Below are 26,004 nucleotides of genomic sequence, written 5' to 3'. Positions count from 1 at the left end.
AGGACCCTGGATGGATCTGTTAGAACAACGAGTACAAGAGCTACACAAGCTGTTAAATGATTATGGACATGCCTATTATGTATTAGATGATCCTATTGTTCCTGATGCCGTATACGATCAATATTTGAATGAGCTCATCGCTTTGGAGGAACAGAATCCAGATTTAATATTACCAGATTCACCTACTCAACGAGTTGGTTCCATCGTTAGTGAAGGCTTCAAAAAAGTAACTCACGCAAATCCAATGCTTAGTCTATCTAATGCATTCAATGAAGACGATTTGCGTGATTTTGATAAACGTATTCAAGGTATAATCTATGAATCACCAACGTATATATGTGAATTGAAAATTGATGGACTTGCAATTTCCCTATTATATGAGGATGGTCTCTTAGTAAGAGGGGCTACTCGCGGAGATGGTACAATTGGTGAAGATATCACAAGTAATATTAAAACCATTCGTTCCATTCCAATGCGCTTAAAAGAAAAAGTAACGATGGAGGCAAGAGGAGAAGCATATATGCCAAAGTCTTCCTTCTTAAAGCTGAATGAAGAACGCACAGCAAATGCGGAAGTTTTATTTGCCAATCCACGTAATGCAGCAGCAGGCTCCTTACGTCAGCTAGACCCTAAAATTACAGCTAGCCGTAATTTATCGATGTTCGTTTATGGCATGGGTGGCGACGGTGAAGATCAGAATATAGACAATCATTTGGATGCATTAGGTTTTATGAAAGAGCAAGGATTACCGACAAATAATGAAACCCGAAAATGTTCATCCATCGAGGAAGTACTTAGCTTTATAACAGAGTGGACGGAAAAAAGGAGTGACATTCCATATGAAATTGATGGAATTGTGATAAAAGTAAATGACTATGCGCAACAAGAAGAGTTAGGATTTACTGCGAAGAGCCCACGATTTGCGATAGCTTATAAATTTCCTGCAGAGGAAGTAGTCACTAAAATTATCGATATCGATTTAACAGTGGGCCGAACGGGGGTTGTCACTCCAACAGCTATTTTAGAACCAGCACAAGTAGCAGGATCTACTGTACAGCGTGCTACACTGCATAACGAAGATTTAATTCGTGAAAAGGATATTCGAATTGGTGATCATGTCATTATCCGAAAAGCTGGAGATATTATTCCGGAAGTAGTTTCTGTCATAATTGAGGAAAGAAAAGGCACGGAAGTACCATATGAAATGCCAACTAATTGTCCGGTTTGTGATAGCGAATTAGTTAGAATCGAACAAGAAGTCGCACTTCGATGTGTAAATCCACAATGCCCTGCACAAATCCAAGAAGGTATTTACCACTTTGCTTCTCGCAATGCGATGAATATTGATGGACTTGGCGAAAAAGTAGTAGAACAGTTATTTAGAGAACAACTCATTAAGGATATTTCAGATTTATATACATTGACAGTGGATGATCTAGCAAAGCTTGACCGTATGGGACTAAAATCAGCAACTAATCTAGTGGAAGCAATAGAAGTCTCGAAAGCAAATTCAATGGAGCGAGTATTATTCGGACTTGGTATTCGTCATATTGGAGAAAAGGCAGCAAAAATACTGTCGGAGAACTTTCATAGCTTTGATGCGTTAATGAAAGCAACGAGAGAAGAGCTTATGGCTATTTTTGAAATTGGGGAAAAAATGGCGGATTCATTAGCGACCTATTTTGAGCAGGAAGAGGCCCAGTTATTAGTTAGTCGATTAAAAGATGCTGGATTGATGCTACAATATACTGGTAGAATTATTGATGCAGCTGTATTGGAAAGTAGTCCGTTTGCGGGTAAAACAGTTGTATTAACAGGAAAACTTTTACAACTTGCTCGCACGGAAGCAAAAGAAAAAATTGAGTCATTAGGTGGTAAAGTTGCTGGAAGTGTCAGTAAGAAAACAGATTTAGTCATTGCTGGAGAAGAAGCGGGATCTAAACTAGAAAAAGCAATAAGCCTTGGTATCGAGGTTTGGGATGAACAAAAATTATTAGACTCCATAACGGAGTAAGGGAGTGGCGAACATGACCAAAAAATACTTAGGCATGTTGACGCTGGCTTTATTACTAACGGTCTCTGGTTGTACTCCTTCTTTGGATGATAAATCAGAAGTTATACAAAACACAGAAGAAGCAGAGACCAAAACAGTAATAATTCCGAGTTTGCAGCTAGACGAAACATATTACCGAACATTATTACCATATGAGGAAAGTGCGAGCAAAGGGTTAGTCTTATCTAATCTGTCTACTAAATACGATATGAAGGAAGTGGAAAACGGACTCCTTCGTATTTCTCAAAATATGTTCGCACCGGATAAGTATTTGTTCCAAGAAGGACAGTACTTAGATACGAGCACACTAAAGGATTGGCTAGCAAGAAGCAATCAAGAAGAACCCGGATTAAATCCGAGTGATGAAGGTTTAACTGGGGAAGAAAAAGCAAAGAAAGCACCAGTATATATATCGCATATCGTGGAACAAAATTATTTGGAAAAAGTTGATAATACGGTAAGTCTATCTGGAATTTCTATAGGACTGGCGTTAAATTCCACGTATTACTATACGAAGGAAGACTTTGGTGCTACTTACGAAGAGAAACTAACACAGTCTCAAATTGAAGAGAATGGTAAACGAATTGCGGAAGAAGTAGTTACCCGTTTACGCCAAATGGATGGTCTTGCGGATATTCCCATTGTAGTAGGGTTGTTCCAGCAAAATAGTCGGAATGCAGTTGTTCCAGGAACATACTTCGCCTATAGTACGGCTCCTGCTGGAAAGAATGTATCTGATTGGAAACTGGTTGATGAGGAATATGTGCTATTTCCAACAGCTGAATCGAAGGGAAGGTACCGTGATTTAGATGAAATTTTCCGTAACTTCAAACACGAGGTAGAGATTTATTTCCCTAATTACACGAGCATTATTGGCACAGGTTATTTTAAAGACAAAGTGCTACAAAAGTGGACCATCACTATTCCTATTCAGTTTTACGGATCTGCGGAGGTAACCGGATTTACACAGTATCTCGCAGGATTAGTGAAAAAATATTTTGATTCTTCGATGAATATTGAGGTAAAAGTGAATTCGTTAGATGGTGCAGAAGCATTGCTTATAAAAAAACCTGGTGACGAAGAGGCGTATGTACATATTTACTCTCAATAAGCTAGGGTTTTACTCTATTCAAGCAGAGTGAAAAATGATATGATATTTCTTATGGTTATTGAATTCGGAGGTGTTATAAATGGCGGAATTAACAAAAGAAGAAGTAAAGCATGTGGCGCATCTTGCAAGACTTGCAATTACAGAAGAAGAAGCAGAAAAATTTGCACTTCAATTAGGAGCAATCACGGAATTTGCTGAGCAATTAAAAGAATTGGATACAACAAATGTAGAACCTACTACACATGTCTTACCTTTAGTGAATGTGTTACGTGAAGATGTAGCTACAAAAGGATTAGACCGCGACAAGATGATGTTAAATGTGAAAGAACAAGAAGCAGGTCAAGTAAAAGTACCATCAATAATGGACTAATAGATGTAAGGAGGGGAAAATCATGACGTTATTTAATCGCTCAGCGAAAGAACTACAAGCGCTTGTACATAATAAAGAAGTTTCTATTGTCGATTTGACAAACGAAGCTTTTGACCGTGTAGAAAAACTTGATGGCGAGGTAGAAGCCTTCTTAGCTTTAAATAAAGATAAAGCATTAGAAACAGCTAAAGAATTAGAAAAAGTTCCTTTTGAAGAACGTGGACCATTATTTGGTTTACCAATAGGAGTGAAGGATAATATCGTAACAGAAGGATTAGAAACTACTTGTGCAAGTAAAATTTTACAAGGATTCAATCCTATTTATGATGCAACGGTTGTGAAGAAATTACGCGAGGCTGGAATGATTACCATTGGTAAATTGAATATGGATGAATTTGCAATGGGATCTTCCAATGAAAACTCAGCATATAAAACAACAAAAAACCCATGGTCACTTGACCGCGTTCCTGGTGGTTCTTCCGGTGCGTCAGCAGCGGCAGTAGCAGCTGGGGAAGTACCTTTCTCATTAGGATCAGATACTGGTGGATCTATTCGTCAACCAGCATCATACTGTGGTGTTGTTGGGATGAAACCTACATACGGACGTGTATCTCGTTACGGACTTGTAGCATTTGCCTCATCTTTAGATCAAATCGGTCCGATCACTCGCACTGTAGAAGACAATGCTCTACTTTTAGAAGCAATTTCTGGAGTTGATGCAAATGACTCTACTTCTGCAGATGTGGAGGTTCCGAACTTTGCAGCTGCACTAACAGGAGATATTAAAGGTCTTCGTATTGCCGTGCCTAAAGAATATTTAGGAGAAGGTGTAAGTGAAGCGGTACGCCAATCTATAATGGATGCGTTGAAAGTGTTTGAAGCACAAGGAGCTACTTGGGAAGAGGTTTCATTGCCACATTCTAAATATGCTTTAGCTACTTACTATATTCTTTCATCTTCAGAGGCTTCTTCTAACCTATCTCGTTTTGATGGAATTCGTTATGGCTTCCGCGCTGAAAACGTAGAAAATTTATTGGATCTTTATAAAGAAACTCGTGCGCAAGGATTTGGTGACGAAGTTAAACGTCGTATTATGCTTGGAACTTATTCGTTAAGCGCAGGAACATACGATGCATACTATAAAAAAGCACAACAAGTTCGTACACTTATCAAACAAGATTTCGATAAAGTGTTAGCGGATTATGATGTTATTGTCGGACCAACAGCACCAACTCCAGCATTCAAAATTGGAGAAAACGTAGAAGATCCATTGACGATGTATGCAAATGATATTTTGACAATTCCAACCAACCTTGCAGGTGTACCAGCAATTTCTATCCCTTGTGGATTTGAAGATGGATTACCACTAGGGTTACAAATTACCGGGAATTATTTTGATGAGTCAACGATTTATCGTGTAGCACATGCTTACGAACAATCTACTGATTTCCATAAACAAACTCCTCAAATTTGGGAGGGAAAATAATATGAACTTTGAAACAGTTATTGGATTAGAAGTACACGTAGAGTTAAAAACTAACTCGAAAATCTTCTCATCAGCACCTAATCATTTCGGAGCTGAGCCAAACACAAATACAACAGTAATAGACCTAGGATACCCTGGAGTACTACCTGTACTGAATAAAAACGTAGTAGATTTCGCAATGCGTGCAGCACTTGCGTTAAATATGGAAATCGAACAGAATACAAAATTTGACCGTAAAAACTATTTCTATCCAGATAATCCGAAAGCATATCAAATTTCACAATTTGATAAACCAATCGGTAAAAATGGTTGGGTTGAAATCGAAGTAAATGGCGAGAAAAAACGTATTGGAATTACTCGTCTTCATATGGAAGAAGATGCTGGAAAACTTTCACATGCGGATGGCTATTCGCTAGTTGACTTTAACCGCCAAGGAACTCCACTAGTAGAAATCGTTTCAGAACCAGATATTCGTACACCAGAGGAAGCTTATGCTTACTTGGAAAAAGTAAAATCTATTATCCAATATACAGATGTTTCAGACTGTAAAATGGAAGAAGGATCTTTACGCTGTGACGCGAATATTTCGATTCGTCCTTATGGGCAAGAGGAATTTGGTACTAAAACAGAGTTGAAAAACTTAAACTCGTTCAACTTTGTACGTAGAGGACTAGAGCATGAAGAAATTCGTCAAGCAGAGGTATTATCTGCTGGTGGAATCATTGAACAGGAAACTCGTCGCTATGATGAGAAAACTGGTAAAACGATTCTTATGCGTGTGAAAGAAGGTACGGACGATTATCGTTATTTCCCAGAGCCAGATTTAGTAGATCTAGTAATTGACGATGCATGGTTAGAACGTGTACGCGCAGAAATTCCAGAGCTACCAGATGCACGTAAACAACGCTATATCGAAGAACTGGGACTATCTCCATATGATGCACATGTTTTAACATTATCGAAAGATATGGCTAACTTCTTTGAAGCAACCATTGCCGATGGAGCAGATGTAAAATTAGCTGCTAACTGGATGATGGGTGAAGTTTCTGCCTACTTAAATGCAGACCAAAAAGAATTGAAGGATATAGCGCTAACTCCTGCTAATCTTTCTGGAATGATTAAACTAATTTCTGATGGTACCATTTCATCAAAAATCGCGAAAAAAGTTTTCAAAGAGCTTGCGGACAACGGCGGAGATGCTGCAGAAGTAGTAAAAGCTAAAGGCTTAGTACAAATTTCTGACGAAGGCGCACTACGCGAAATCGTAACAGCAACACTTGATGCTAACCCGCAATCTATTGAAGACTTCAAAAACGGGAAAGACCGCGCAATCGGCTTCCTAGTTGGTCAAATCATGAAAGCAACAAAAGGCCAAGCCAATCCGCCTCTTGTTAACAAAATCTTGAACGAAGAAATTACTAAACGCTAATACTAAAGGATGCCCTATTCACTCTGGCATCCTTTTTTGTATGGTGCTCGCTCGTTTAGGGGCGGATGTCTCTCGGATAGCATGTGATTGCTCTCGTATAAGCGTGCTTCTCTCTCGTATAGGGCTGAAAACCACAGTGTCTCTCGTATAGCGTATGATCTCTCTCGGAAAGGATCGCTTCTCTCTCGCATATCTATATCCAAGAGAAAGTATTTATTTCCGTATTTCTGGTGCTATGATGAAGGAATATTATTATAAATTTGGAATGGGGTGCAAACAAGTGGAATTATGTTTTATTGGTGGTGGGCATGTTTTAAAAGGTGAGTTGGATGAGGTATTAGAAGAACTGTCAAAGAGGATTAAACCAAATGCAAAAGTTGTAGTAGTCCCTTTTGCGACGAAGGTTTCTAAATATAACAGCTGGATGGAAAGTCTAGTGCAAGTTTTCTCTAACATTTCAAATGTGACACTGAATTTATTGCATGAAGACCTAAACTCAAAAGAAATGATCTCGATGATAAATGCTAGTGATGCGCTATATTTTATAGGTGGGAGACCTGAAAAGTTACTTAAGTTAATCGAAGAAAAAGAACTTGCTTCAAGTATTAGAAAATATCCAGGGTTGCTGATTGGTTATAGTGCAGGGGCTTTGGCATTTTGTGAGGACTGTATTTTGACAAAAGACGAAGACTATCCAGAGTCCTTAGTGATGAAAGGATTAGGTTTAGTAGACTTTAGTGTGGAGGTACATTATAACGAAGCATCTGATGGTGAATTATTTGTGCTTTCCACTGACCGTATTATTTATGCTCTCCCAGATGGAAGCGCCATTTTTTATAAAAATGGGAATATACATAAAAAAGTAAATGACGTAATCTCATTTCTAGCCAATAAAAAAACAATAGTATAAAATAAGGATATGGAGCTTGTTTGAATAAGAATTGAAAACGAAGTATACTTAGAAAAAAGGGGGCTACTCACTTGTCTACAGAACAACAGTATTTTGAAAAGGCAAAACCACTAACTCAATATATGGACGATATGACTACAAAAAAAGAAGAGTCATTCAGCATCTATGATAAATTTGATGTGCCAGCGGATGATGAGTTTATCCAAGTATTAAAAGAAAAAACACCACATATACTTGTTATTACAGAGGACTGGTGTGGAGATGCGATGATGAACAACGCCATTTTACGTAAAATGGCAGAGGCGGCAAATGTAGAAGTACGTGCTGTTTATCGCGATGAAAATTTAGATTTAATAGATCAGTATTTAACAAATGGTGGGCGTTCAATTCCAGTTTATTTGTTGTTGAATAAAGACGGTGAAGTGATTTCTAAATGGGGTCCACGTGCAGAAATGGTTCAACAGTTCGTTATGGATGGTAGAGCAGAATTCCCTGCAAAGGAAGATCCTTCGTTTGAGGAAATACAAAAAGAATTTTATGCGAAAATGTCCAACGAATTTGTTAACAATCAAGAATTTCACTTAGCTGTATATGAATCGATTCGTAACACCTGGTTACCGGCACTACAAAAATAAATTAGGTGAAGAAATTCTTAAAGGAGTCGGCAGAAGTCGACTCTTTTAATAGTGGCATGAAACTTTTTGAAATGTAATATAGTCTATATAACAAAGTGTGAAGCAGAAAGGAAATAAGTATGAAACGTGCAAGAATTATTTATAACCCAACTTCAGGAAGAGAGTTGTTTAAAAGGCATTTGCCTGAAGTGCTGGAAGCCTTAGAGATAGCTGGATACGAAACGTCTTGCCACGTGACGACCAGTGAAGGAGACGCCCAAGAGGCAGCAAAGAAGGCAGTAGAAAATGGTTTTGATATTATTATCGCTTCTGGGGGAGATGGAACCCTTAATGAGGTAGTTGCGGGTGTAAGTGGATTTGAGAAGCGACCTAAAATTGGATTGATACCCATGGGGACGACGAACGACTTTGCAAGAGCTGTTCATATTCCAAGAGACATAAAAAAAGCAGTGGAGATTATTGTTAAAGGTGATTCCATTCCAGTTGATGTTGGCTTGGTTAATAATCGCTATTTTATCAATATAGCAGGCGGTGGTCGAATTACGGAGCTTACCTATGACGTGCCAAGCAAACTTAAAACTATGCTCGGACAGCTTGCCTACTATTTAAAAGGTATTGAAATGCTTCCATCGATTAATGCAACAAAAGTTCGGATTGAATATGATGGGGAAGTATTTGAAGACGAAGCCATGATGTTCCTAATTGGTTTAACAAATTCAGTTGGTGGATTTGAAAAGCTTGCCCCGAGTTCAAGTATTAATGATGGATTGTTTTCTTTATTAATTTTGAAAAAGGTGAACATTGCTGAGTTTATTCGTGTGGCGTCTTTAGCATTACGCGGAGAGCATTTGTCCGATCCACATGTTATCTTTAAAAAAGCAAAACATATTAAAGTAACGTCTGATGATAAGGTTCTTCTAAATTTAGATGGGGAATATGGCGGCGATATCCCAGCAATATTCCAAAATTTATACAGACATATAGAGGTTTTTGTTCCAATTGATGAAATTCGAGAAGAGGACAGACCGTAAGTTAGAGCTCAGCATATTATATGTTGGGCTTTTTTCTATTCTTTTATAGTTCAATCATTAGATTTTTGGGCAATATGATGATAAAGGAGTGGTGGCATGTATAAGAAACAAGAAAAGTATTTAATGTGGCTTGCTTTTGTTGTGGCAGGAATTATGGTGCTCTCAATTGCGGGAAGAATTTTTGGGAATTAGGATGGGGGAAGAATGATGAACGAAGAATCCGTATTTTATAGTCGCATATTAACCGAAACGACCTTATCGTTTCATATTATTTACGCAACTATTGGAGTTGGGGTTCCATTAATGATAATGATTGCTCAGTGGGTAGGTATTAAAAAAAATGATGAGCATTACATATTGTTAGCGCGTAGATGGGCAAGAGGATTTGTCATCACTGTAGCGGTAGGAGTTGTGACTGGGACTGCGATTGGAATGCAGCTTTCCTTACTCTGGCCAAATTTTATGGAGCTAGCAGGAAATATTATTGCGCTTCCACTATTTCTGGAGACATTCGCTTTCTTTTTTGAAGCTATTTTCCTCGGTATTTACTTGTATACATGGGATCGATTTGAAAATCAAAAGAAGCATCTACTGTTACTAATTCCAGTGGCCATTGGAGCATCGTTTTCCGCCGTTTTTATCACAATCGTAAATGCGTTTATGAACGCACCTCAAGGATTCGATGTAGTGAACGGGGAGCTAGTGAATATTAGCCCACTACTAGCAATGTTCAATCCTGCCATGCCAACAAAGGTAGCACATGTAGTAGTAACAGCATATATGACTTCTGCCTTTGTGTTAGCAGCAATTGCCGCTTTCCGGTTATTAAGAGGCTCTAATCATATATACCATAAAAAAGCATTATTCCTAACAATGAAAGTGGGGCTAGTATTCTCTATCACATCTGCCATTATCGGGGATTTCTCCGGGAAATATTTGGCGGAATATCAGCCTGAAAAACTTGCAGCAGCCGAATGGCATTTTGAGACAGAAGGAAGTGCTCCATTGGTTATGTTCGGAGTATTAGACGATGGCGAAATAAAGTACGCGATTAAAATACCATTTGCACTAAGTATTTTAGCCCATTCTAATCCGACTGCAGAAGTAATTGGTTTAGATCAGTTCCCAAAAGATGAAATACCACCTTTATATATTCACTACTTGTTTGATATTATGGTGACGATTGGTGTGTCGATGGTAGGACTTTCCGGACTATACTGGCTTGGTATTAAGTTAAAATGGGTATTCGTTAACTCTAAATGGTATCGAATTCTCATTGTATTAGGTGGACCAGCGTCAATCATCGCAATTGAAACCGGTTGGTGGCTTGCGGAAGTCGGAAGACAGCCTTGGATATTAAGAGGCATTATGCGAGTGGAAGATGCCGCAACGACCAATCCACATGTCGATATAATGTTAATTTTATTTGCAGGTTTATATTTGGTGCTTGGTATAGGTAGTATCGTAGTTTTGAGTCGTATGTTTAAAAAAAATCCTGTGGAACAGGAAATAGAGGATCGACATGCTGAAAAGGGTGGTGATATTTTATGACATTAGAAATCATCGGGATTTTTGTGTTGTGGACGTTTCTTTTTGGCTATTTGATCGTTGCATCTATTGACTTTGGCGCAGGTTTTTTTAACGCTTACAGTTTGCTCACTGGAAGGCAGCGAATATTAACGAATATTATACAGCGTTATTTGTCGCCAGTTTGGGAAGTAACGAATGTATTTCTTGTATTTTTCTTTGTGGGTATTATAGGATTTTTCCCGAAAACCGCTTTTTATTATGGTACTACCTTATTAATACCCGCTAGTATTGGGTTAATATTACTTGCAATCCGTGGGTCTTACTATGCTTTTGAAACGTATGGCTCTAGAGGCCATAAGGGATATTCATTTATGTACGGTATTGCTGGTCTATTTATACCAGCTGCTTTGTCTATCGTTTTGACTATTTCGGAGGGCGGCTTCGTTTATATGATCAATGATTCACCAACCCTTGACTATGTGGCGCTATTTAGAAGCCCGCTGACATGGTCGATTGTTGTGCTAAGTCTTACTTCTGTTCTGTACATTTCATCCGTATTCTTAACCTGGTATGCCAATAAAGCAGGAGATTTAGAAGCAACAAGACTAATGAGAAAGTATGCGCTCATTTGGGCACTTCCAACTATTATTACAGCAGGTGGGATTATGGTGGAGCTCCGATCGCATAATCAGGAGCATTATGAAAATATGGTCGATATCTGGTGGGCATTCGCGCTATCGTTGCTACTGTTTATCGGAACAGTTTGGCTGCTCTGGTCAAGACGCAATTATGGAATAGCATTTGGCTTATTAGCAGGTCAATTTCTAATTGCATTCTTTGCCTACGGATTCTCGCATCTTCCATATTTACTATATCCACACTTAACTATTTACGATAGTTTCACAAATGAAGCAATGGCTATTGCACTCATAGTCGCTTTTATCGCAGGGCTTGCGCTGTTAATCCCATCATTATATTTATTACTAAGATTATTTTTGTTTAACAAGGACTATGTACGAGGGAAAAAAGAAGATAATCACGCATAAGGAGGAGCAAGCGATGACAGAATTTCTCATGTTTTATGCACCATTCATCATTTTAATAAGCTCCATAGTCATAGCCTTTTGGGCAGCATCTAAAGATGGAGCAGTGAAGGACGAATAAAAGCTAGTGACCTCAATCGATTAGATTGGGGTCAGTTTTTTGTTATAAGCCGGATGGTGATAGCCCATAAAAAATCTAATATAGCCCATAAACCCTCAGAGCGAAGAAGGATTCAAAACTAAATTATGTTATAATTACAGCAGTAGGAAAGGGGCAGTGTAGATGAGATATGATGTGCTAATTTTTGATTTGGATGATACATTACTTGACTTTGGAATGACTGAACATAATGCATTTCGTCTTTTATTTGAAGAGTATGGGTTGCCAAATGGTTTAAATGATTATCTAGGTAGCTATAAAGCCATTAGTAAGGTTTTATGGGATGACCTAGAGAATGGACGCACAACCTTAACAGAATTGAAGGTGGAGCGTTTTAAACGATTATTTATAGAACATGCGTTAGATATAGAACCGGTGCTATTCGGGCAGAAGTACATAGAAAACTTAGGAAATGAAGTACATATGATGGAAGGCGTGGAAGAAATGTTCGCTAGTATGAAGGATTTCCGTATTGCCCTTCTGACAAATGGATTTAAAGATGCACAGCATGCAAGAGTAAATGGATCGCCCTTAAAGAATTTATTTGAAGTTATTATCACTTCAGAAGAAACTGGGTTCCAAAAGCCGCAAAAAGAAATTTTTGCATATGCCTTAGAAAAACTTCAAATTTCTGATCCAACTCGCGTATTAATGATTGGCGATTCGCTCACATCTGACATCCAAGGTGGAAATAATTTCGGAATTGATACATGCTGGTTTAATCCAAATCGAAAGCTAAACGAAACGGATATTCAGCCTACATTTGAGATTCATACATGGAATACGTTAGCGAAAATTGTAAACATACAATTAGCCGAAGTAAATAATTAATCACAGACCTCGAAATGAGGTTCTTTTTTTGCCTATTTTTATTCTTCTCATAGAATTTATCCATATCCAGAAACTATACAGTTTTTCGAAATAAGGATAATTGCTTTCAATTAGCACACGATAAATCAAAAGAAGGAAAGGAGGAAATATGTGCATGAGCAAACGTTTGTTAGGTGTAATAGCAGCAATTTTAATGACTTTTGGAATAATGGGATTGTCTTTGGAAGCAAAAGCAGAAATGCAGACGGATGTTAAATTATCGACGGAGCAGCAAGAAGAGATGAAGTCTTTACAGCAAGATGCCCTTAACCAAAAGAAAGAAATCATTAACAAATATGTTGAGTACGGCGTATTTTCAAAAGAAAAAGGCGACAAAATAATAACTCATTTAGAGGAACTCTATATAAAAATGGAACAAAATGGATTTGTTCCAATCTTTCATGAAGACGACTATAAAAAACATCGAAGCAAAGAATCATAATCAATAAATATGAGCAGCCAAAGAAATAATTTGGTTGCTTTTTTTATTCGAATTTTGACTTAGGTCAAGAAATACTTTCATCACCCCCTTATAATAAAGGTAACAAAACAATTAGCCCAGGCTTTACTAGAAATGGCAGATGATAATAATCTGGTTTTATTGAAAACAACAAAGGCTGTGCTTGCCTCTCAGTTGGGGATGTCTCAAGAAACATTAAGTAGAAAGCTAACCTTCTTCCAGGAAAAAGGCGATATTGAGCTAGAAGACCAACGAAAAATAATGCTTTTGAATGTAGAAGAACTGAAAAATATATGATAATGCGTATGGGTCAGCAGACTTGTACGCATTCTTTTTGGTATAATGAATCAATCATAACTAGAACGGAGATTAACATTGAATACACCAGTACAAAAAAATGACCAACTAACAGTTCATATTGAAGATTTAACACATGACGGAGCAGGAGTCGCGAAGGTAGACGGATATCCTTTGTTTATCGCAGGAGGCTTGCCAAATGAAACAGTGGAAGTCCATGTGCTCAAAACGCTAAAAAACTATGGCTTTGCCAAATTAAAAAATATTGTGGAACCTTCCCCATTTCGTATAGAAGCACCATGCCCAGTATTTTACGAATGTGGAGGCTGTCAGCTTCAGCATATGACGTATGAAGGGCAGCTTACTTGGAAAGAAAGCATGGTTCGCAACGTCATGAAACGCATAGGGAAAATAGATGCGCCAGTACTTCCAGTGAAAGGCATGGACAAGCCATGGGAATATCGCAATAAATCTCAAATTCCATTCGACTTAGAAAATGGTCAAGTAATCGCAGGATTCTATCAAGCTAAATCACATCGAATTGCAGACACGAATACTTGTTTAATCCAAACAGATGAAGCAGATCGATTACTAAGAGCAGTAAAAGAAAATGCATTGAGATTAGATCTAATTCCATACAATGAAGAAACGAAAAAAGGGCAGCTACGTCACTTAGTCGTTCGTAAAGGACGGGCAACCGGAGAAGTAATGGTCGTACTTGTAACGAAGCACGCTAAATTATCAAAGCAGGACGCGATTATTGAGTTCATACGTGAAGTAGAGCCGAATGTGAAATCGATAGTTCATAATGTGAATAACCAAAATACAAACGTGATTTTCGGAAATGAAACAAACGTTATCTGGGGCAAACCAGTTATCGAAGACTTAATCGGAGATGTTCGCTTTGAAATTTCCGCTCGCTCCTTCTACCAAGTAAACCCTGAACAAACAGAAGTTCTATACAAGCAAGCACTGGATTATGCACAGCTAACAGGTGATGAAACAGTAATCGATGCTTATTGTGGAATCGGTACGATTTCTCTATTTTTAGCGCAAAAAGCAAAGCAGGTGTTAGGCGTAGAAATCGTTCCACAAGCTATTGAAGATGCGAAACGAAATGCCGAGTTGAATGGATTTACTAATACGTATTTTGAAGCAGGTCCAGCAGAAGAAGTCATCCCTAAATGGTATAAAGAAGGAAAACTAGCAGATGTCTTGGTAGTAGATCCACCAAGAAAAGGTTGCGACGAAGCGTTACTTGCGACAATCATTGAACAACGTCCAAAACGTGTCGTATATGTATCCTGTAACCCCGCAACACTTGCTCGTGATTTGAGAATTTTGGAAGATGGCGGTTATAAAACAAAAGAGATTCAACCGGTGGACATGTTCCCTCAGACTACTCATGTAGAGGCGGTTGCTTGGTTGGAGTTAGTATAATGAAAGAAGAACGAATTCCCGTTGTATGGAATTCGTTCTTTTCTTGTTGTTCTAAAAAAGATTAAATAATTTTTAGAAGGTAACTCCTTAAATACAACCTTTGACTATTAATCAGAGGGTATAAGAGGAAACATCACTAGTTGTAACGGTTTGTGTGGAAAACTTCCGATTGCCCTCTACAATGATTTGTCCCCATACTCACACTTTATTGATGAATGTCTTGAATTACTTTTTCTAGGAATTCACCCATACGTTTAACAGCTGGCTCTGAAAAGTCAAAATTGACCCCAGTTTCTTTATAAATAGTTGCGATGGATTGATTGTAGTCTGCACTTGCACCTTTTTTAAAGGATTCAACTGCTTTTTCTGGGTTGTTCTGATAATTCTCCAGTATTTGTAAAGCACCAAGCATCGAGATGGAGTATTCAATAAGATAGAAAGGAACTTGGAAATAATGAAGGGTACCAGCCCAACTTATCCCAATTTCTTCCTCCAGACCAGAAGTATCAACAGGGTTTAAGCCATAAAGTTTTGAGATTTCAAAGTACTTTTCATCTCGCTCTTTGGAAGTGTGTTTAGGATTTGTATACATCCAATGCTGGAAGAGATCTCCTGCTAATGGTCCGATTAACATTGTAAATGCTCGTCGCAGCTCTTCACGCTGTGCGTTCTTAAAGTCCTCCTCATCTGGATAAAAACGGTCAAGTTTATCCAATAAGAGCAATTCCATCCCATGAGAATAAAGCTCAGCAACTTCACTTCGTCCTTTGTAATCTTCAATGGGGCCGTGTTCGGATAACTGAAGATATCCATTCACTGCATGGCCCATTTCATGAATTAATGCGATAAGAGAGAAAAAGGATGGACTAAAGTTCGCAAAAACAAAAGTATCCCCTGAAACAGGTAAAGAAGTACAGAAACCACCTGGGGCTTTTCCTTTCCGGTTATCGAGGTCAAGTAACCCGTGCTCTCTCATGTAATCGAAACGATCTGCAAAAAATGGATCAGTTTTGCCTAGCATTTCAGAAACGCCATCCATAAGAGTAGACACCTCAGAGTATGGTGGGTTTTTCATGAATTTAGCAGTGTTATCCCAAGGGCGATACTTATCGACACCAAGCTTTGTTTTAAAAACATTTGCTAGACGATTCCAAGCGGGAATAATATATTTCGCTACATTTTCATGAAAGTCATAACAATCCTGAATGCTATACTCACGATTTTTCGCTACAAACATATAATCACGGTAATTTTCAAATCCTGCATTTGAAGCTATTTGATGGCGCAGTTGAATAAGCTCGTCCATGATGGCATCCATATCGGGTTTAATTTGACGACGGACTGACATCATTGTGTGATAAGCTTTTTTTCGCACGGCTCTGTCTAGATTATCTAGAAGGGATTCGATAAATGGAAAAGGCTTTTCCTCTCCCTCCCATTCAACTGTTAGGCTACCCATAATTTCATCGTACTTTGTACAAAGCTCTTGTTCCTTTACAAATAGTGGAATATTCTCTTCTCTGAAAAGTTTAATTTTCGACTCACGAACACGTCGCATCAAGCCATAACGATTTTCATCTAATTGGGTGAAATAAGTAGACTCACAGCATTTATCATTTAACTTTGCTTCGTATTTCATTAAAAGTGGTTGAATGGCTTGCTGATCGTGAAGATAAGTTGACTTGATGTCCGCATCTTCTGTGTTTCGATAGAAGTCGACTTGGTGACCTGTCATCGCCTCATCGATTTTAAATAGTAAGTCCTTTTCATCTTCTAACCACTTTTCTAAATCAGAAATGGATTCAATCGGAACAGCAAGTAAACTTTGAAACTGAGCTTCAATCCCTTCGTCATCTTGTAAATCAATTAATTCTTTATAATAATTAAGATTTATATTTTGTGACATGGATAACTCTCCTTCTATTATAGGATTATTTTAATAATTTTAATTATTAAAACAATTATATTATAAATTGCTAGTTATTAACACTTTTTTAAAAAATAATTAACAAAGGATGCCTTAAGGGAAAAGGTTAGAATTTGCTTTCTTAACGAGTAAAAGTTTATAAAACCAATGTAAAATCCATCAACACGCTTGGGTTTCCGCATACACTCCACACATGTGGAAACGGTCGCACTGCTGGTGGAGTTAAAATGTATCTAAGCATTAGTATTTTTCCATTTAAAATATACTTTTTCCATAGCTTAATAACAGTGAAAATAACCATTTTCCAAAAAAAGCGTGAGAAATAGCGTGAAAATTTGAAATATTGGATACTTTTTTACGGTAAACTAAAAAGCCTAGAAGAACAATTAAAAGAATCTAGGCTTTTATCCGTCCTAGCATAGTAATGTTTTCCATTGGACCAGACCAACAAAATGTTATGGAACCCAAGAATACATTCATTATATATGGAACTAGCTTTAAAATAACGGACATGGAATATAGTGGTGGGATATGGGAACTGTTATTCTACAAAAGACCCAATTTCGTCACGAATTTGGGTCTTTTATTAAAGGTGGACTTTTCATAGTTTCAAGGTGTTTAAGGTGATTTTCCCCCCATTCATGTAAAGCATTCATAAGTGGACCGAGTGTTTTACCGTATTCAGTAAGTGAATATTCTACTTTGGGTGGGACTTGTGCGTACACAACACGTTTTATTAAATCTTGCTCCTCAAGTTCACGTAGATGAAGAGTCAACATTCGTTGTTTAATATCAGGTATTTGTTTTCTTAATTCATTAAATCGAAGTGTTCCGTTTACAAATAAATTTAGCAAAATAATGGGTTTCCATTTACCAACAAATGTATTTAGTGCCGTTACAACCTGACATTGATGAGGATTCATCTCATTCTTCAAGTTATTCACCTCCTAATAGTTCCTTTTTTGATACTATGTAACAAAAATGTGCATACTTATATTATTTGAATGTTCATTATATAATACTATTGATCGTGAAACTCATCAATTATTTAGCAAAGGGGATAATGAACATGACGCAATCATCTAATAAAGTCGCACTCGTTACGGGAGCTGGAACAGGTTTAGGAAGAGCCATTGCAAAAGCCTTGGTAAATGAAGAATTTACCGTTGTTTTAAACGGTAGACGTGAGGAAAAATTACGAGAAGTTGAAAAGGAAATTGGGGAAGGCAAAGTCATTGTTATTCCAGCCGATGTAACGGACGAAGAAAGTGTAAATTCGCTTCGAGACAGACTACTGGAACTAACCGGAGGAAAATTGGATGTTTTAGTGAACAATGTCGGGGGCGTTCCTGCAATGGGGCGGGTTGAGGATCTGACTTTAGAACAATGGAAACAGGTCATTGACAAAAACCTAACAAGTCAATTTTTAGTGACAAAAGCATTTCTTCCTACTTTGCGCAAGAATGGAAATGGGAAAATAATCTCTGTTACCTCGGGCATGGCCAATTACTATATGAACGGATTTAGTGCTTATTCAGCAGGCAAAGCGGGTGTTGAAGCGCTTATGAAAACTATTGCGGAAGAGGAGAAGGACAATGGCATTGAACTTCATTTATTCGATCCGAAAAATGTTATTTCAGAAGCAAATCCTCAGGGGGAGAAAGAACCAATAGAGGTCGTGGGCACATTAATTGAGATGGTAAAATAATTTTTTTTAGAATTTTTAACACGGAGAAGAGGGACCCAGAAAATTGTATTTCATTAAAGACCTCTTATTTTCATCTTTGGAGGACTGTAACTGTAAATTTAAGGTATTAAGCGGTTGAAGCAAAAGCCAAAAAGAAGATCTAATAAAAAATTCCAACTATTATTGGGGATAGTTGGAATTTTTTATTAGAAAAATATCAGTTTAATCTTTTTTTACCGCACTCTTTTTAAATGTATGTATATTCATTAGCAGTAAGCTTACGATCATCAATGGCAGGCCAATTGCAATCCCAAGATGGAATGACTCTTGCAAAAAGAAAATACCTAAAGTTATCGTAATAAAGGGAATTATAAATGTAACCATTGACGCAAGGAGAGGACCTCCTACTGAAACGATTTGATAATAAATAACATAACCAAGACCAGAGCTAAGGGATCCTAATATTAGAAGAGGCAAGATAGTTTCCCATGTGCCAAGCTGCATATATGCACGGGGTTCCGTAAAGATACTAATAAACCCATTAAAAACTGCCGAGATGAGGAGGGTCCAAAAACCTAATACGACAGCAGGGATATTTGTGTAATACTTTTTTATCCAAATAGAATTTAGAGCATATGACGTGGTAACGGCGAGCATAAGAAGAGCATGGAAAATAGAAAATTGACTACCAGAAGCTTGACCAGAAAAATACATTAAAATAATAACAGCCAGGAATCCAATTAATAAACTAGTAGTTTGGTTCCAAGAAGGTTTTGTTTTAAGAATAAGTATGGAGAATATCAAAGCGAATAAAGGAGTAGTAGCATTTAATATTCCACTTAAACTTGTATCGATTCCTTGAAGTGAGAAAGACATAATATTCCATGGAATGGCGGCTCCTAATGCTAAGACAAATATAAGAAATGGGTGAATTTTTATTTGTAACCGATTTTTTTTTAATAATACAAAAGGAAAAAGCATGACTAAACCAAATAAGCAACGAAAAAATACAATGGTAGGAGGCCCAAAGTGGTCTAAAAGTTCTTTTGTCCATAAGAACGAAGAACCCCATAATAAACTAAGAATGAGTAAATAAATGATGGATTTTATCATTTATTTACTCGAAAATATGTGGGAATAGCAGGTTGTGCTCCCATTTGAGTGACAACGTATTCAGCTACTTTAGATGCATATAAAATGCTTTCTCGCAATGAGTTTCCACGACACATGCCTACTGCTAATGCTCCATTAAATGCATCTCCAGCTCCCGTTGTATCTTTTACTTCTACTTGATTTGCTTGAACATGACCTCGTTCATTTTGATTCAAATAATAGGAACCTTTTTCACCTAATGTAACTACTACTGCTCCAACTCCTTTTTGAAGTAGCAAAGAGCATGCTTGAAACAGATCTTCCTCGGTTTCTGTTTTTAAATTAGTTAGAATCGCTAATTCGGTTTCATTAGGTGTTAATATGGAGACTTTACTTAATAATGAATTACTTATTTGCTGTGCGGGTGCTGGATTTAATATAATATGTACCCCTTGTTCTACGGCAATATTAGCAGCAGCCTCGACCACTGCCATTGGAATCTCCAATTGTAACAGAAGAACATCACTTTTTTCGATTCTTTCTCTATCTGCCTGTATTTGTTCTGCTGTAACGAGAAAATTTGCACCAGGGAATAACACGATAGAGTTCTCACCTGAATCCGCCAATTGAATAATAGCTTGACCAGTCAATCCAACTTTTTGAATAGCAGCAGTATTGACCCCTTTATCTTGTAAATTTAGCTTAACTAGTTCTCCGAAATCATCGGCTCCTACATTTCCTATGAAATCAACATTTGCCCCTAATTGACTAGCAGTTACTGCTTGATTTGCTCCTTTTCCACCAAAAAACAACTCATGTTTTGTGCTGTGTAACGTTTCTCCAGCCTGTACGATATGCGGAACCAGGTAAACAAGGTCCATATTGATGCTTCCTACGACTGCGATATTCATGTATTGTTTCGCTCCTTTCTTTAACTACGCCTAGTTAAAATCGCTTTGATTAATTGATCCTTTGATAAAATACCAAAGGGGAAGTCAAGTAATTTTGCCATCTGAGCAACAGCGGGAGGCTTTAACATACTTTTTTCTAGAACTTCTGTATTATAAAATACATTCTGCGCATGGTCATCCACTACTAATTGTCGGTTCGCCATTACAACAATGCGTGTGAAATAGTCACTTACGAACTCCATATCATGAGTAATCGTGATAACGGATTTCTGCTTTTCTTCTAATACTTGAAGTAAATTACCGAGTACCTGCAGACCAATTTTATCCTGTCCAGCGGTAGGCTCATCTAAAATGATTATGTCGGAATCCATTGCTAAAACGGAAGCTATGGTTACGAATTTTCTAACGGAATACGGTAAGTTATAAGGGTTTTCATCGGCAAATTCTGAAATCCCACATAACTTCATAGCCCAATCGGTAAGTTCATCTACTCGTTCTGGATCAAATCCCATATTTTTGGGACCAAAACGAACCTCTGACTCTACATCATTATGGAAAATTTGATCATCTGGATTTTGGAATACATAGCCTACTTTTCTTGATGTTTGCGCTGTCGTGTAATCCTTTGTATCCCAATCTCCAATTAATACAGTACCTTCCGTAGGTTTCAGTAACCCATTCATTAACTTTACTGCAGTTGTTTTGCCTGCCCCATTTTGCCCTACAATCGCTACACGCTCCCCAGTAACGATGGAAAGAGTAAGATTTTCAAGCGCTTTCGTTCCGTCAGGATAGGAAAAGCTTACATTATTTAAATGAAGTTCAGTCATGTATCTTCACTCCAGTCATATTTAATGCTTCTGCTAGTTCTTCATCGCGAATTGGAAGGAAAGCAAGAGGTGTACCCATTTTTTGTAATTGAAGTGCAATTTCCGTAACATGTGGATACTGAATTTGGTATTTTTCAAACTCAGGATTGGCGAACACTTCCCGAACAGGTCCTTGCATAACTAGCTCACCTTCGTGCATGACAAGTAAATCATCTGCATATTCAGCGATTAAATCCATTTTATGTTCCACTAAAATAATAGTTTTTCCACGTTCCTTCATTAATCGAATAATATCAAAAATCTGTTCGGTACCGACTGGATCGAGCTGGGAAGTAGGTTCATCAATTACTAAAATTTCGGGATCCATTACAATTATGGATGCAAGTGCTACACGCTGCCTTTGTCCACCAGATAATTCGAATGGATTTTTTTCACGTAAATGTTCAATTTTAACCAGTTTTAATATTTCTTCTACGCGAACTATAATCTCTTCCACGGGAACGCCTAAATTTTCTAAGCCGTATGCTACTTCTTCAAATACATTGTCTTTTACACCTGATACTTGAATAAAAGGATTTTGGAACACATACCCTACTTTTTCTCCAAGTTGCCCTAATTGGTAATCTAATATTTTCGTTTGATCTACAATAACATCACCTTCTAAATCTCCCTTATAAAAGTGGGGAACAAAGCCGCGTATTGTATTGCATAAGGTTGTTTTTCCAGAACCATTATTACCGATAATAGCAGTGAATTTTCCTTTTTCGATAGAAAATGAAACGTTTTTCAAGACGAAATCATCGCTCACAGGATATCGATAAGATACATTTTTCAAATCAATCATAACTGTCATAAGAAAAACCTCCATACTAATAGACCAACTATAATGAGCACATACACGATCGGAAGAACGCGATCCACATTACTCTTCGTTAATTGGTGTAAGCTTGTCTTTTTAACTGGTGCTGAAAATGCCCGAGATTCTAGAGTTATCGCTCGTTCTTCTGTACCAGCAATGGAGGATAGAATAAGAGGCGTTAATGTCGGTATAAAAGCTTTGGCACGGATAAGTAAAGATCCTTCAGTTTCTACACCACGAGTTTTTTGGGCTTCCATTATTGTGTTTGCTTGGCGCTTCATTTCTGGAATGATTTGAAGTGTAGATAATACAACGTAAGCTCCCATTGGTGGTAGCCCTTTGTCTTCCAACGATTTAACAAAATCGCGCACTTCTGTCATACGGAAAAATAGGATAAAAGAGGAACCTATTGCAAGAATTCGAGATGTTAATAAAAGACCGTAATCTACCCCTTCTTGCTTTATAGAAAATATTCCCCAATTCCACAGCACATGATCTCCAGGGTAAAAAAACATTTGCATAATGAAAACAATGATTAGTACGCTAAGTAGTGCCTTTAATACGATACTTAAAAACTCTTTCGATACACCTGCAAACACTGCTATAAGTACCAAAACAGGGAAGATAGCAAAAGCAAATGAATATCCAGGTATAATGAGTACTATTACTAAAATAAAAAGAGAGAAATAGAACTTTGTCAACGGATGAAGTTGAAGTAATATATTCTGTTTCATATTAAATGCGCCTCCTTATACAAATAATCTCTTCTCGTTCTGTTGTTGTGCTCAACCAGTTGAACGAGAAGAGTAGTAATTATTTCTTATTATTTCGTTTCATATACAAATGACCATAATTCATCTTAGACAAATATCGGTCTGACATACCTTTAACGATGAAATAAACGATTAATACGGAAGCAACTTTATCAGCTACCTCTGTGATAAAACTGGAAGAGAATACAGCCGTCCACAATTGTTGACCAGAAGCTAAGAAAGTTGCCGTAATAAGAGAAGAAGTATTTCCTGTTGCTCCTCCGAATACAAGGACAGTGATTGGAGCAGAGATAATAACAGCTATAAAAGTAATAATGACACCGGCAACAATGGTTTTTGGTATTTTTTTAAAGAATCCATATTTAGAAAGATAACCTGCTCCAACTCCAATCGCCATAGACGTTAATGCATAAGGTAAATAAACTGGATTAAAGATTGCATTGATTAAATTTGTAATAAGTCCTGCTAGTAGTGCAACCCATGGACCTGCAATTACACCAACTAGAATTGTTCCGATTGTGTCTAAGAAAATTGGTAAGCGAAGTACATTGGCTAGCTGAAAGCCTACAAGGTTAACAGCTACCGCAATAGGAATAAGTAACATTGCCATCATATTAAAATCATCTTTAAAACTACGTTTCATACATTTCTCCTCCTTATCATTTTTAGCCGATGTGGCGGCTCATTGTTTTAACGGCATCCAGAAATTGTTTGACGAATTTCTCTCTGTCAACCGTATGTAATACTTTCACATTATGCGGAAGCCCAGTTCGTTGTTCATAGTCTACAACTGTTGTTCCAGCAGTAAATTTGCCATCCAATTCCACTGCAACGTGGCAGTCATCGCCTTCAAATAGTTCCGGTGTCAACACATAGGACACTGCACAGAGATCGTGTAAACGGATGCGACTTTTGAATTCAGGTCCGTGGAAAGCAGTTTGTTTAGCGGCGTGTACGTAAAAATGAAGCATTTTCAATACTTTATGCGCAAAATCAGAACCAATTGCCTCAATTTCATTTAATTCTTCCAGAGTGATAAAAGATTTATGAGTGACATCTAGACCACTCATAATGATAGGAATTCCTGAACGAAAAACAATATCTGCTGCATGAGGATCTACATATACATTAAATTCCGAAGTAGGTGTCATATTTCCTCCAACAGCCGCACCACCCATATAAGAGATATATTTAATTTTTGATTTAACCTCTGGATGTGCTAATAGAAGAGCACCTACATTTGTCAGCGGTCCTGTCGCTATAAGTATGATTTGTTCATTACTAGATAATAGTGTTTCTTTCATCGCTTCAATTGCAGTTCGATTACTTAATTGAATAGTTGGCTCAGGAAAATTGACATTTCCAAGTCCATTATCACCATGCACATCATCAGCAATTTCAAGTTGGCGGAACAAGGGGTTATCCAATCCTCTAGCAATCTCAATATCTTGTTTCATATAACTAGTAAAAGCTAGCGCATTGTAAATGGTTTTTGCTTGAGTCTGGTTACCAGGCTCTGTTGTGATTAATTTGATATCGAGTTCCGGATGTGCAAAAGCTAGCGTTAATGCCATAACATCATCTATTCCTGGATCACAATCGATAATAACTGGTATTGTCATATATCTACACCTCTTTTTAATTTTTTAGTACTTTCTCTGACGATTAAAGTAGGTTCAAAGACTACTCCTTCAGAAGATTTATTTTCAATTTCATTTATTAGTAGCTCTATGGCTTTTCGTCCCATTTCATATGTAGCTTGTCTAATCGTAGTTAGTTTTGGGATTAAAGCAGTAACTAAAGGAATATCATCAAAACCAATGATGGATAGTTGGTCAGGTATTTGAATACCTAATTCATGTGCCGCTTGATAAATACCACAAGCCATCAAGTCATTACTAGCAAATATTGCAGTCACGGTGTTATTCTGTAGAAATTCTTTTGCTAATCGATAAGCTGATTCCATTTGAAAATCACCAATTAGAACGAATGATTGAGGAAGTTGGACGGAGGCTTCCTTTAAGGAGCGTCGAAATCCTAAAAGTCTTTGTTGTGAATTTTGAATTTCAGTTGGTCCAGTCATACACGCAATTTGGGTGTGATTTAAATCTGTCAAATGCTTACCAGCAAGATATCCGCCTCGTTCATTGTCTAGAAAAACACCAGATTGGTTACTAGCTTCTTCTCCTCGGTCAAATAATACGTAGGGAATTTTTCCGCTTTGTAATTGGTTTTTACTAGTCTTGGAGAGCCGATTCTTACTTGAAAGTAAAATTCCATCCACTTGTTGTTCTTGTAACAATCGTAAATAGTTTTCTTCTTTTTGAGATTGATCATCTGAATTACAAATGATGAGACTATAATTTCTCTTATTTGCCTCATCCTCAGCACCTCTGCAAAGCTCTGGGAAAAACGGGTTAGAAATATTAGGAACTATCAACCCGAGCATATTGGAGCGTTTAGTTACTAAACCACGAGCTAATTTATTCGGCTGAAAATTTACCTCTTCCATTACACGCAGAACTTTTTCACGAGTTTTTTGAGACATACCTTCTTCTTTATTATTTAACACTCGTGAAACGGTAGTTATGGAAACACCTGCCTCCCTGGCAATATCTTTAATCGTTAACTTCCCCATACATTAATCACCTGTTCCTATAGTTAAAGAAAACGTTTTACGAAAACGTTTTCTTTAATTAATATTTAGATTATTGCAAACGGTTTCAATTGTCAAGAATTATTTTTATTGTAAGTAAACTTAATGTAGAATCATATTAACCTTGAATCCACTGAAAAATCAAAATGAAAACAAAAGGAATGGAATTTGAATTCTTTCATCACATTTTAAAGTTGTATGATAAAAAATGACCAACTATCGATGCATAGATGTAAAATTAGAACTGACGACTAAATACTAATCACTTATGCGCTAGTGGAGATTTTAAGACTAATACATCAACCTAAAAAAATCTGTATGGGCATTTTTGAAGACAATACGTTTCTATATTTATCATCCAATGAGTCAATTGATTAAGCAAATGAATAGGCGATTGAGAAAGAGTAAGGGACGTCACAAAGTACCCATACCGAAACAAACAAA

General features: G+C 37.3%; 26 protein-coding genes. 16 read left to right on the top strand and 10 right to left on the bottom strand.

Features of this window, described 5'->3' with window-relative positions; genetic code table 11:
- Positions 1 to 10: 10 nt before the first annotated feature.
- The 15 genes from ligA to rlmD all read left to right on the top strand — a co-directional run bounded on the left by ligA (position 11) and on the right by rlmD (position 14,825).
- Positions 11 to 2,014: an NAD-dependent DNA ligase LigA gene (ligA, locus tag LDK52_RS12810; RefSeq protein ID WP_277586342.1), complete on the top strand. Its 2,004-nt coding sequence runs from the start codon at positions 11 to 13 to the stop codon at positions 2,012 to 2,014.
- A 13-nt stretch (positions 2,015 to 2,027) separates the two neighbouring features.
- A complete protein-coding gene (locus tag LDK52_RS12805) occupies positions 2,028 to 3,164 on the top strand; it encodes a CamS family sex pheromone protein (protein WP_277586341.1) in 1,137 nt (378 codons plus the stop codon).
- Between the two features lie 79 nt (positions 3,165 to 3,243).
- The gene (gene gatC, locus LDK52_RS12800; RefSeq protein ID WP_277586340.1) at positions 3,244 to 3,534 is read left to right on the top strand and encodes an Asp-tRNA(Asn)/Glu-tRNA(Gln) amidotransferase subunit GatC; all 291 of its coding nucleotides are present in this window, start codon (positions 3,244 to 3,246) and stop codon (positions 3,532 to 3,534) included.
- A 22-nt stretch (positions 3,535 to 3,556) separates the two neighbouring features.
- Entirely contained in the window at positions 3,557 to 5,020 is a 1,464-nt protein-coding gene (gatA, locus tag LDK52_RS12795) for an Asp-tRNA(Asn)/Glu-tRNA(Gln) amidotransferase subunit GatA (protein WP_277586339.1), read from the top strand.
- 1 nt (position 5,021) lies between these two features.
- Positions 5,022 to 6,449, top strand: a complete 1,428-nt coding sequence (gatB, locus tag LDK52_RS12790; RefSeq protein ID WP_277586338.1) for an Asp-tRNA(Asn)/Glu-tRNA(Gln) amidotransferase subunit GatB — start codon at positions 5,022 to 5,024, stop codon at positions 6,447 to 6,449.
- 280 nt (positions 6,450 to 6,729) lie between these two features.
- Positions 6,730 to 7,359, top strand: a complete 630-nt coding sequence (locus tag LDK52_RS12785) for a Type 1 glutamine amidotransferase-like domain-containing protein (RefSeq protein WP_277586337.1) — start codon at positions 6,730 to 6,732, stop codon at positions 7,357 to 7,359.
- Between the two features lie 71 nt (positions 7,360 to 7,430).
- Positions 7,431 to 7,994 (top strand): thioredoxin family protein, encoded by a 564-nt coding sequence (locus LDK52_RS12780; protein WP_277586336.1) that lies wholly within the window; start codon positions 7,431 to 7,433, stop codon positions 7,992 to 7,994.
- Positions 7,995 to 8,113: 119 nt separating this feature from the next.
- Positions 8,114 to 9,025 (top strand): diacylglycerol kinase, encoded by a 912-nt coding sequence (locus LDK52_RS12775; RefSeq protein WP_277586335.1) that lies wholly within the window; start codon positions 8,114 to 8,116, stop codon positions 9,023 to 9,025.
- A gap of 204 nt (positions 9,026 to 9,229) precedes the next feature.
- Positions 9,230 to 10,576, top strand: a complete 1,347-nt coding sequence (locus LDK52_RS12770) for a cytochrome ubiquinol oxidase subunit I (RefSeq protein WP_277586334.1) — start codon at positions 9,230 to 9,232, stop codon at positions 10,574 to 10,576.
- On the top strand, positions 10,573 to 11,601 hold the full coding sequence (locus LDK52_RS12765; protein WP_277586333.1) for a cytochrome d ubiquinol oxidase subunit II: 1,029 nt from the start codon (positions 10,573 to 10,575) through the stop codon (positions 11,599 to 11,601). The genes LDK52_RS12770 and LDK52_RS12765 overlap by 4 nt, the downstream gene beginning before the upstream one ends.
- A 13-nt stretch (positions 11,602 to 11,614) precedes the next feature.
- Complete coding sequence (gene cydS, locus LDK52_RS20130; protein ID WP_407081818.1) at positions 11,615 to 11,719, top strand: cytochrome bd oxidase small subunit CydS family protein; 105 nt, start codon at positions 11,615 to 11,617, stop codon at positions 11,717 to 11,719.
- Between the two features lie 162 nt (positions 11,720 to 11,881).
- A complete protein-coding gene (locus LDK52_RS12760; protein ID WP_277586332.1) occupies positions 11,882 to 12,589 on the top strand; it encodes a YjjG family noncanonical pyrimidine nucleotidase in 708 nt (235 codons plus the stop codon).
- Between the two features lie 154 nt (positions 12,590 to 12,743).
- Positions 12,744 to 13,070 (top strand): DUF2680 domain-containing protein, encoded by a 327-nt coding sequence (locus LDK52_RS12755; protein WP_277586331.1) that lies wholly within the window; start codon positions 12,744 to 12,746, stop codon positions 13,068 to 13,070.
- 90 nt (positions 13,071 to 13,160) lie between these two features.
- Positions 13,161 to 13,385: a helix-turn-helix domain-containing protein gene (locus LDK52_RS12750; RefSeq protein WP_320415368.1), complete on the top strand. Its 225-nt coding sequence runs from the start codon at positions 13,161 to 13,163 to the stop codon at positions 13,383 to 13,385.
- Between the two features lie 78 nt (positions 13,386 to 13,463).
- The gene (gene rlmD / locus LDK52_RS12745; protein ID WP_277586330.1) at positions 13,464 to 14,825 is read left to right on the top strand and encodes a 23S rRNA (uracil(1939)-C(5))-methyltransferase RlmD; all 1,362 of its coding nucleotides are present in this window, start codon (positions 13,464 to 13,466) and stop codon (positions 14,823 to 14,825) included.
- A 205-nt stretch (positions 14,826 to 15,030) separates the two neighbouring features.
- Here rlmD and LDK52_RS12740 read toward each other — a convergent pair whose 3' ends face one another.
- Together LDK52_RS12740 and LDK52_RS12735 are read right to left on the bottom strand one after the other, a co-directional pair.
- Positions 15,031 to 16,731, bottom strand: a complete 1,701-nt coding sequence (locus LDK52_RS12740) for a M3 family oligoendopeptidase (protein ID WP_277586329.1) — start codon at positions 16,729 to 16,731, stop codon at positions 15,031 to 15,033.
- Between the two features lie 587 nt (positions 16,732 to 17,318).
- A complete protein-coding gene (locus LDK52_RS12735; RefSeq protein WP_277586367.1) occupies positions 17,319 to 17,675 on the bottom strand; it encodes a winged helix-turn-helix transcriptional regulator in 357 nt (118 codons plus the stop codon).
- Between the two features lie 146 nt (positions 17,676 to 17,821).
- Between LDK52_RS12735 and LDK52_RS12730 the strand changes: the two genes are divergently transcribed.
- Entirely contained in the window at positions 17,822 to 18,460 is a 639-nt protein-coding gene (locus tag LDK52_RS12730; protein WP_277586328.1) for an SDR family NAD(P)-dependent oxidoreductase, read from the top strand.
- Positions 18,461 to 18,661: 201 nt separating this feature from the next.
- Here LDK52_RS12730 and LDK52_RS12725 read toward each other — a convergent pair whose 3' ends face one another.
- The 8 genes from LDK52_RS12725 to LDK52_RS12690 form a co-directional block, all read right to left on the bottom strand.
- Positions 18,662 to 19,552: a DMT family transporter gene (locus LDK52_RS12725; RefSeq protein ID WP_277586327.1), complete on the bottom strand. Its 891-nt coding sequence runs from the start codon at positions 19,550 to 19,552 to the stop codon at positions 18,662 to 18,664.
- The gene (gene rbsK, locus LDK52_RS12720) at positions 19,549 to 20,442 is read right to left on the bottom strand and encodes a ribokinase (RefSeq protein ID WP_277586326.1); all 894 of its coding nucleotides are present in this window, start codon (positions 20,440 to 20,442) and stop codon (positions 19,549 to 19,551) included. The genes LDK52_RS12725 and rbsK overlap by 4 nt, the downstream gene beginning before the upstream one ends.
- Positions 20,443 to 20,462: 20 nt before the next feature.
- A complete protein-coding gene (locus tag LDK52_RS12715; protein ID WP_277586325.1) occupies positions 20,463 to 21,272 on the bottom strand; it encodes an energy-coupling factor ABC transporter ATP-binding protein in 810 nt (269 codons plus the stop codon).
- The gene (locus LDK52_RS12710) at positions 21,265 to 22,125 is read right to left on the bottom strand and encodes an energy-coupling factor ABC transporter ATP-binding protein (protein ID WP_277586324.1); all 861 of its coding nucleotides are present in this window, start codon (positions 22,123 to 22,125) and stop codon (positions 21,265 to 21,267) included. Before LDK52_RS12710 ends, LDK52_RS12715 begins: the two co-directional genes overlap by 8 nt.
- Complete coding sequence (locus LDK52_RS12705; RefSeq protein WP_277586323.1) at positions 22,122 to 22,865, bottom strand: energy-coupling factor transporter transmembrane component T family protein; 744 nt, start codon at positions 22,863 to 22,865, stop codon at positions 22,122 to 22,124. Before LDK52_RS12705 ends, LDK52_RS12710 begins: the two co-directional genes overlap by 4 nt.
- A 79-nt stretch (positions 22,866 to 22,944) precedes the next feature.
- Complete coding sequence (locus LDK52_RS12700) at positions 22,945 to 23,547, bottom strand: ECF transporter S component (protein ID WP_277586322.1); 603 nt, start codon at positions 23,545 to 23,547, stop codon at positions 22,945 to 22,947.
- 22 nt (positions 23,548 to 23,569) lie between these two features.
- Positions 23,570 to 24,526, bottom strand: coding sequence for a nucleoside hydrolase (locus LDK52_RS12695; RefSeq protein WP_277586321.1), 957 nt, complete (start codon positions 24,524 to 24,526; stop codon positions 23,570 to 23,572).
- On the bottom strand, positions 24,523 to 25,542 hold the full coding sequence (locus tag LDK52_RS12690) for a LacI family DNA-binding transcriptional regulator (protein WP_277586320.1): 1,020 nt from the start codon (positions 25,540 to 25,542) through the stop codon (positions 24,523 to 24,525). The genes LDK52_RS12695 and LDK52_RS12690 overlap by 4 nt, the downstream gene beginning before the upstream one ends.
- Positions 25,543 to 26,004 lie beyond the last annotated feature (462 nt).

The sequence above is a fragment of the Psychrobacillus antarcticus genome (assembly GCF_029533155.1).
In the GTDB taxonomy this organism is placed as follows: domain Bacteria; phylum Bacillota; class Bacilli; order Bacillales_A; family Planococcaceae; genus Psychrobacillus; species Psychrobacillus antarcticus.
This window is presented reverse-complemented; position numbering and strand designations above follow the sequence as displayed.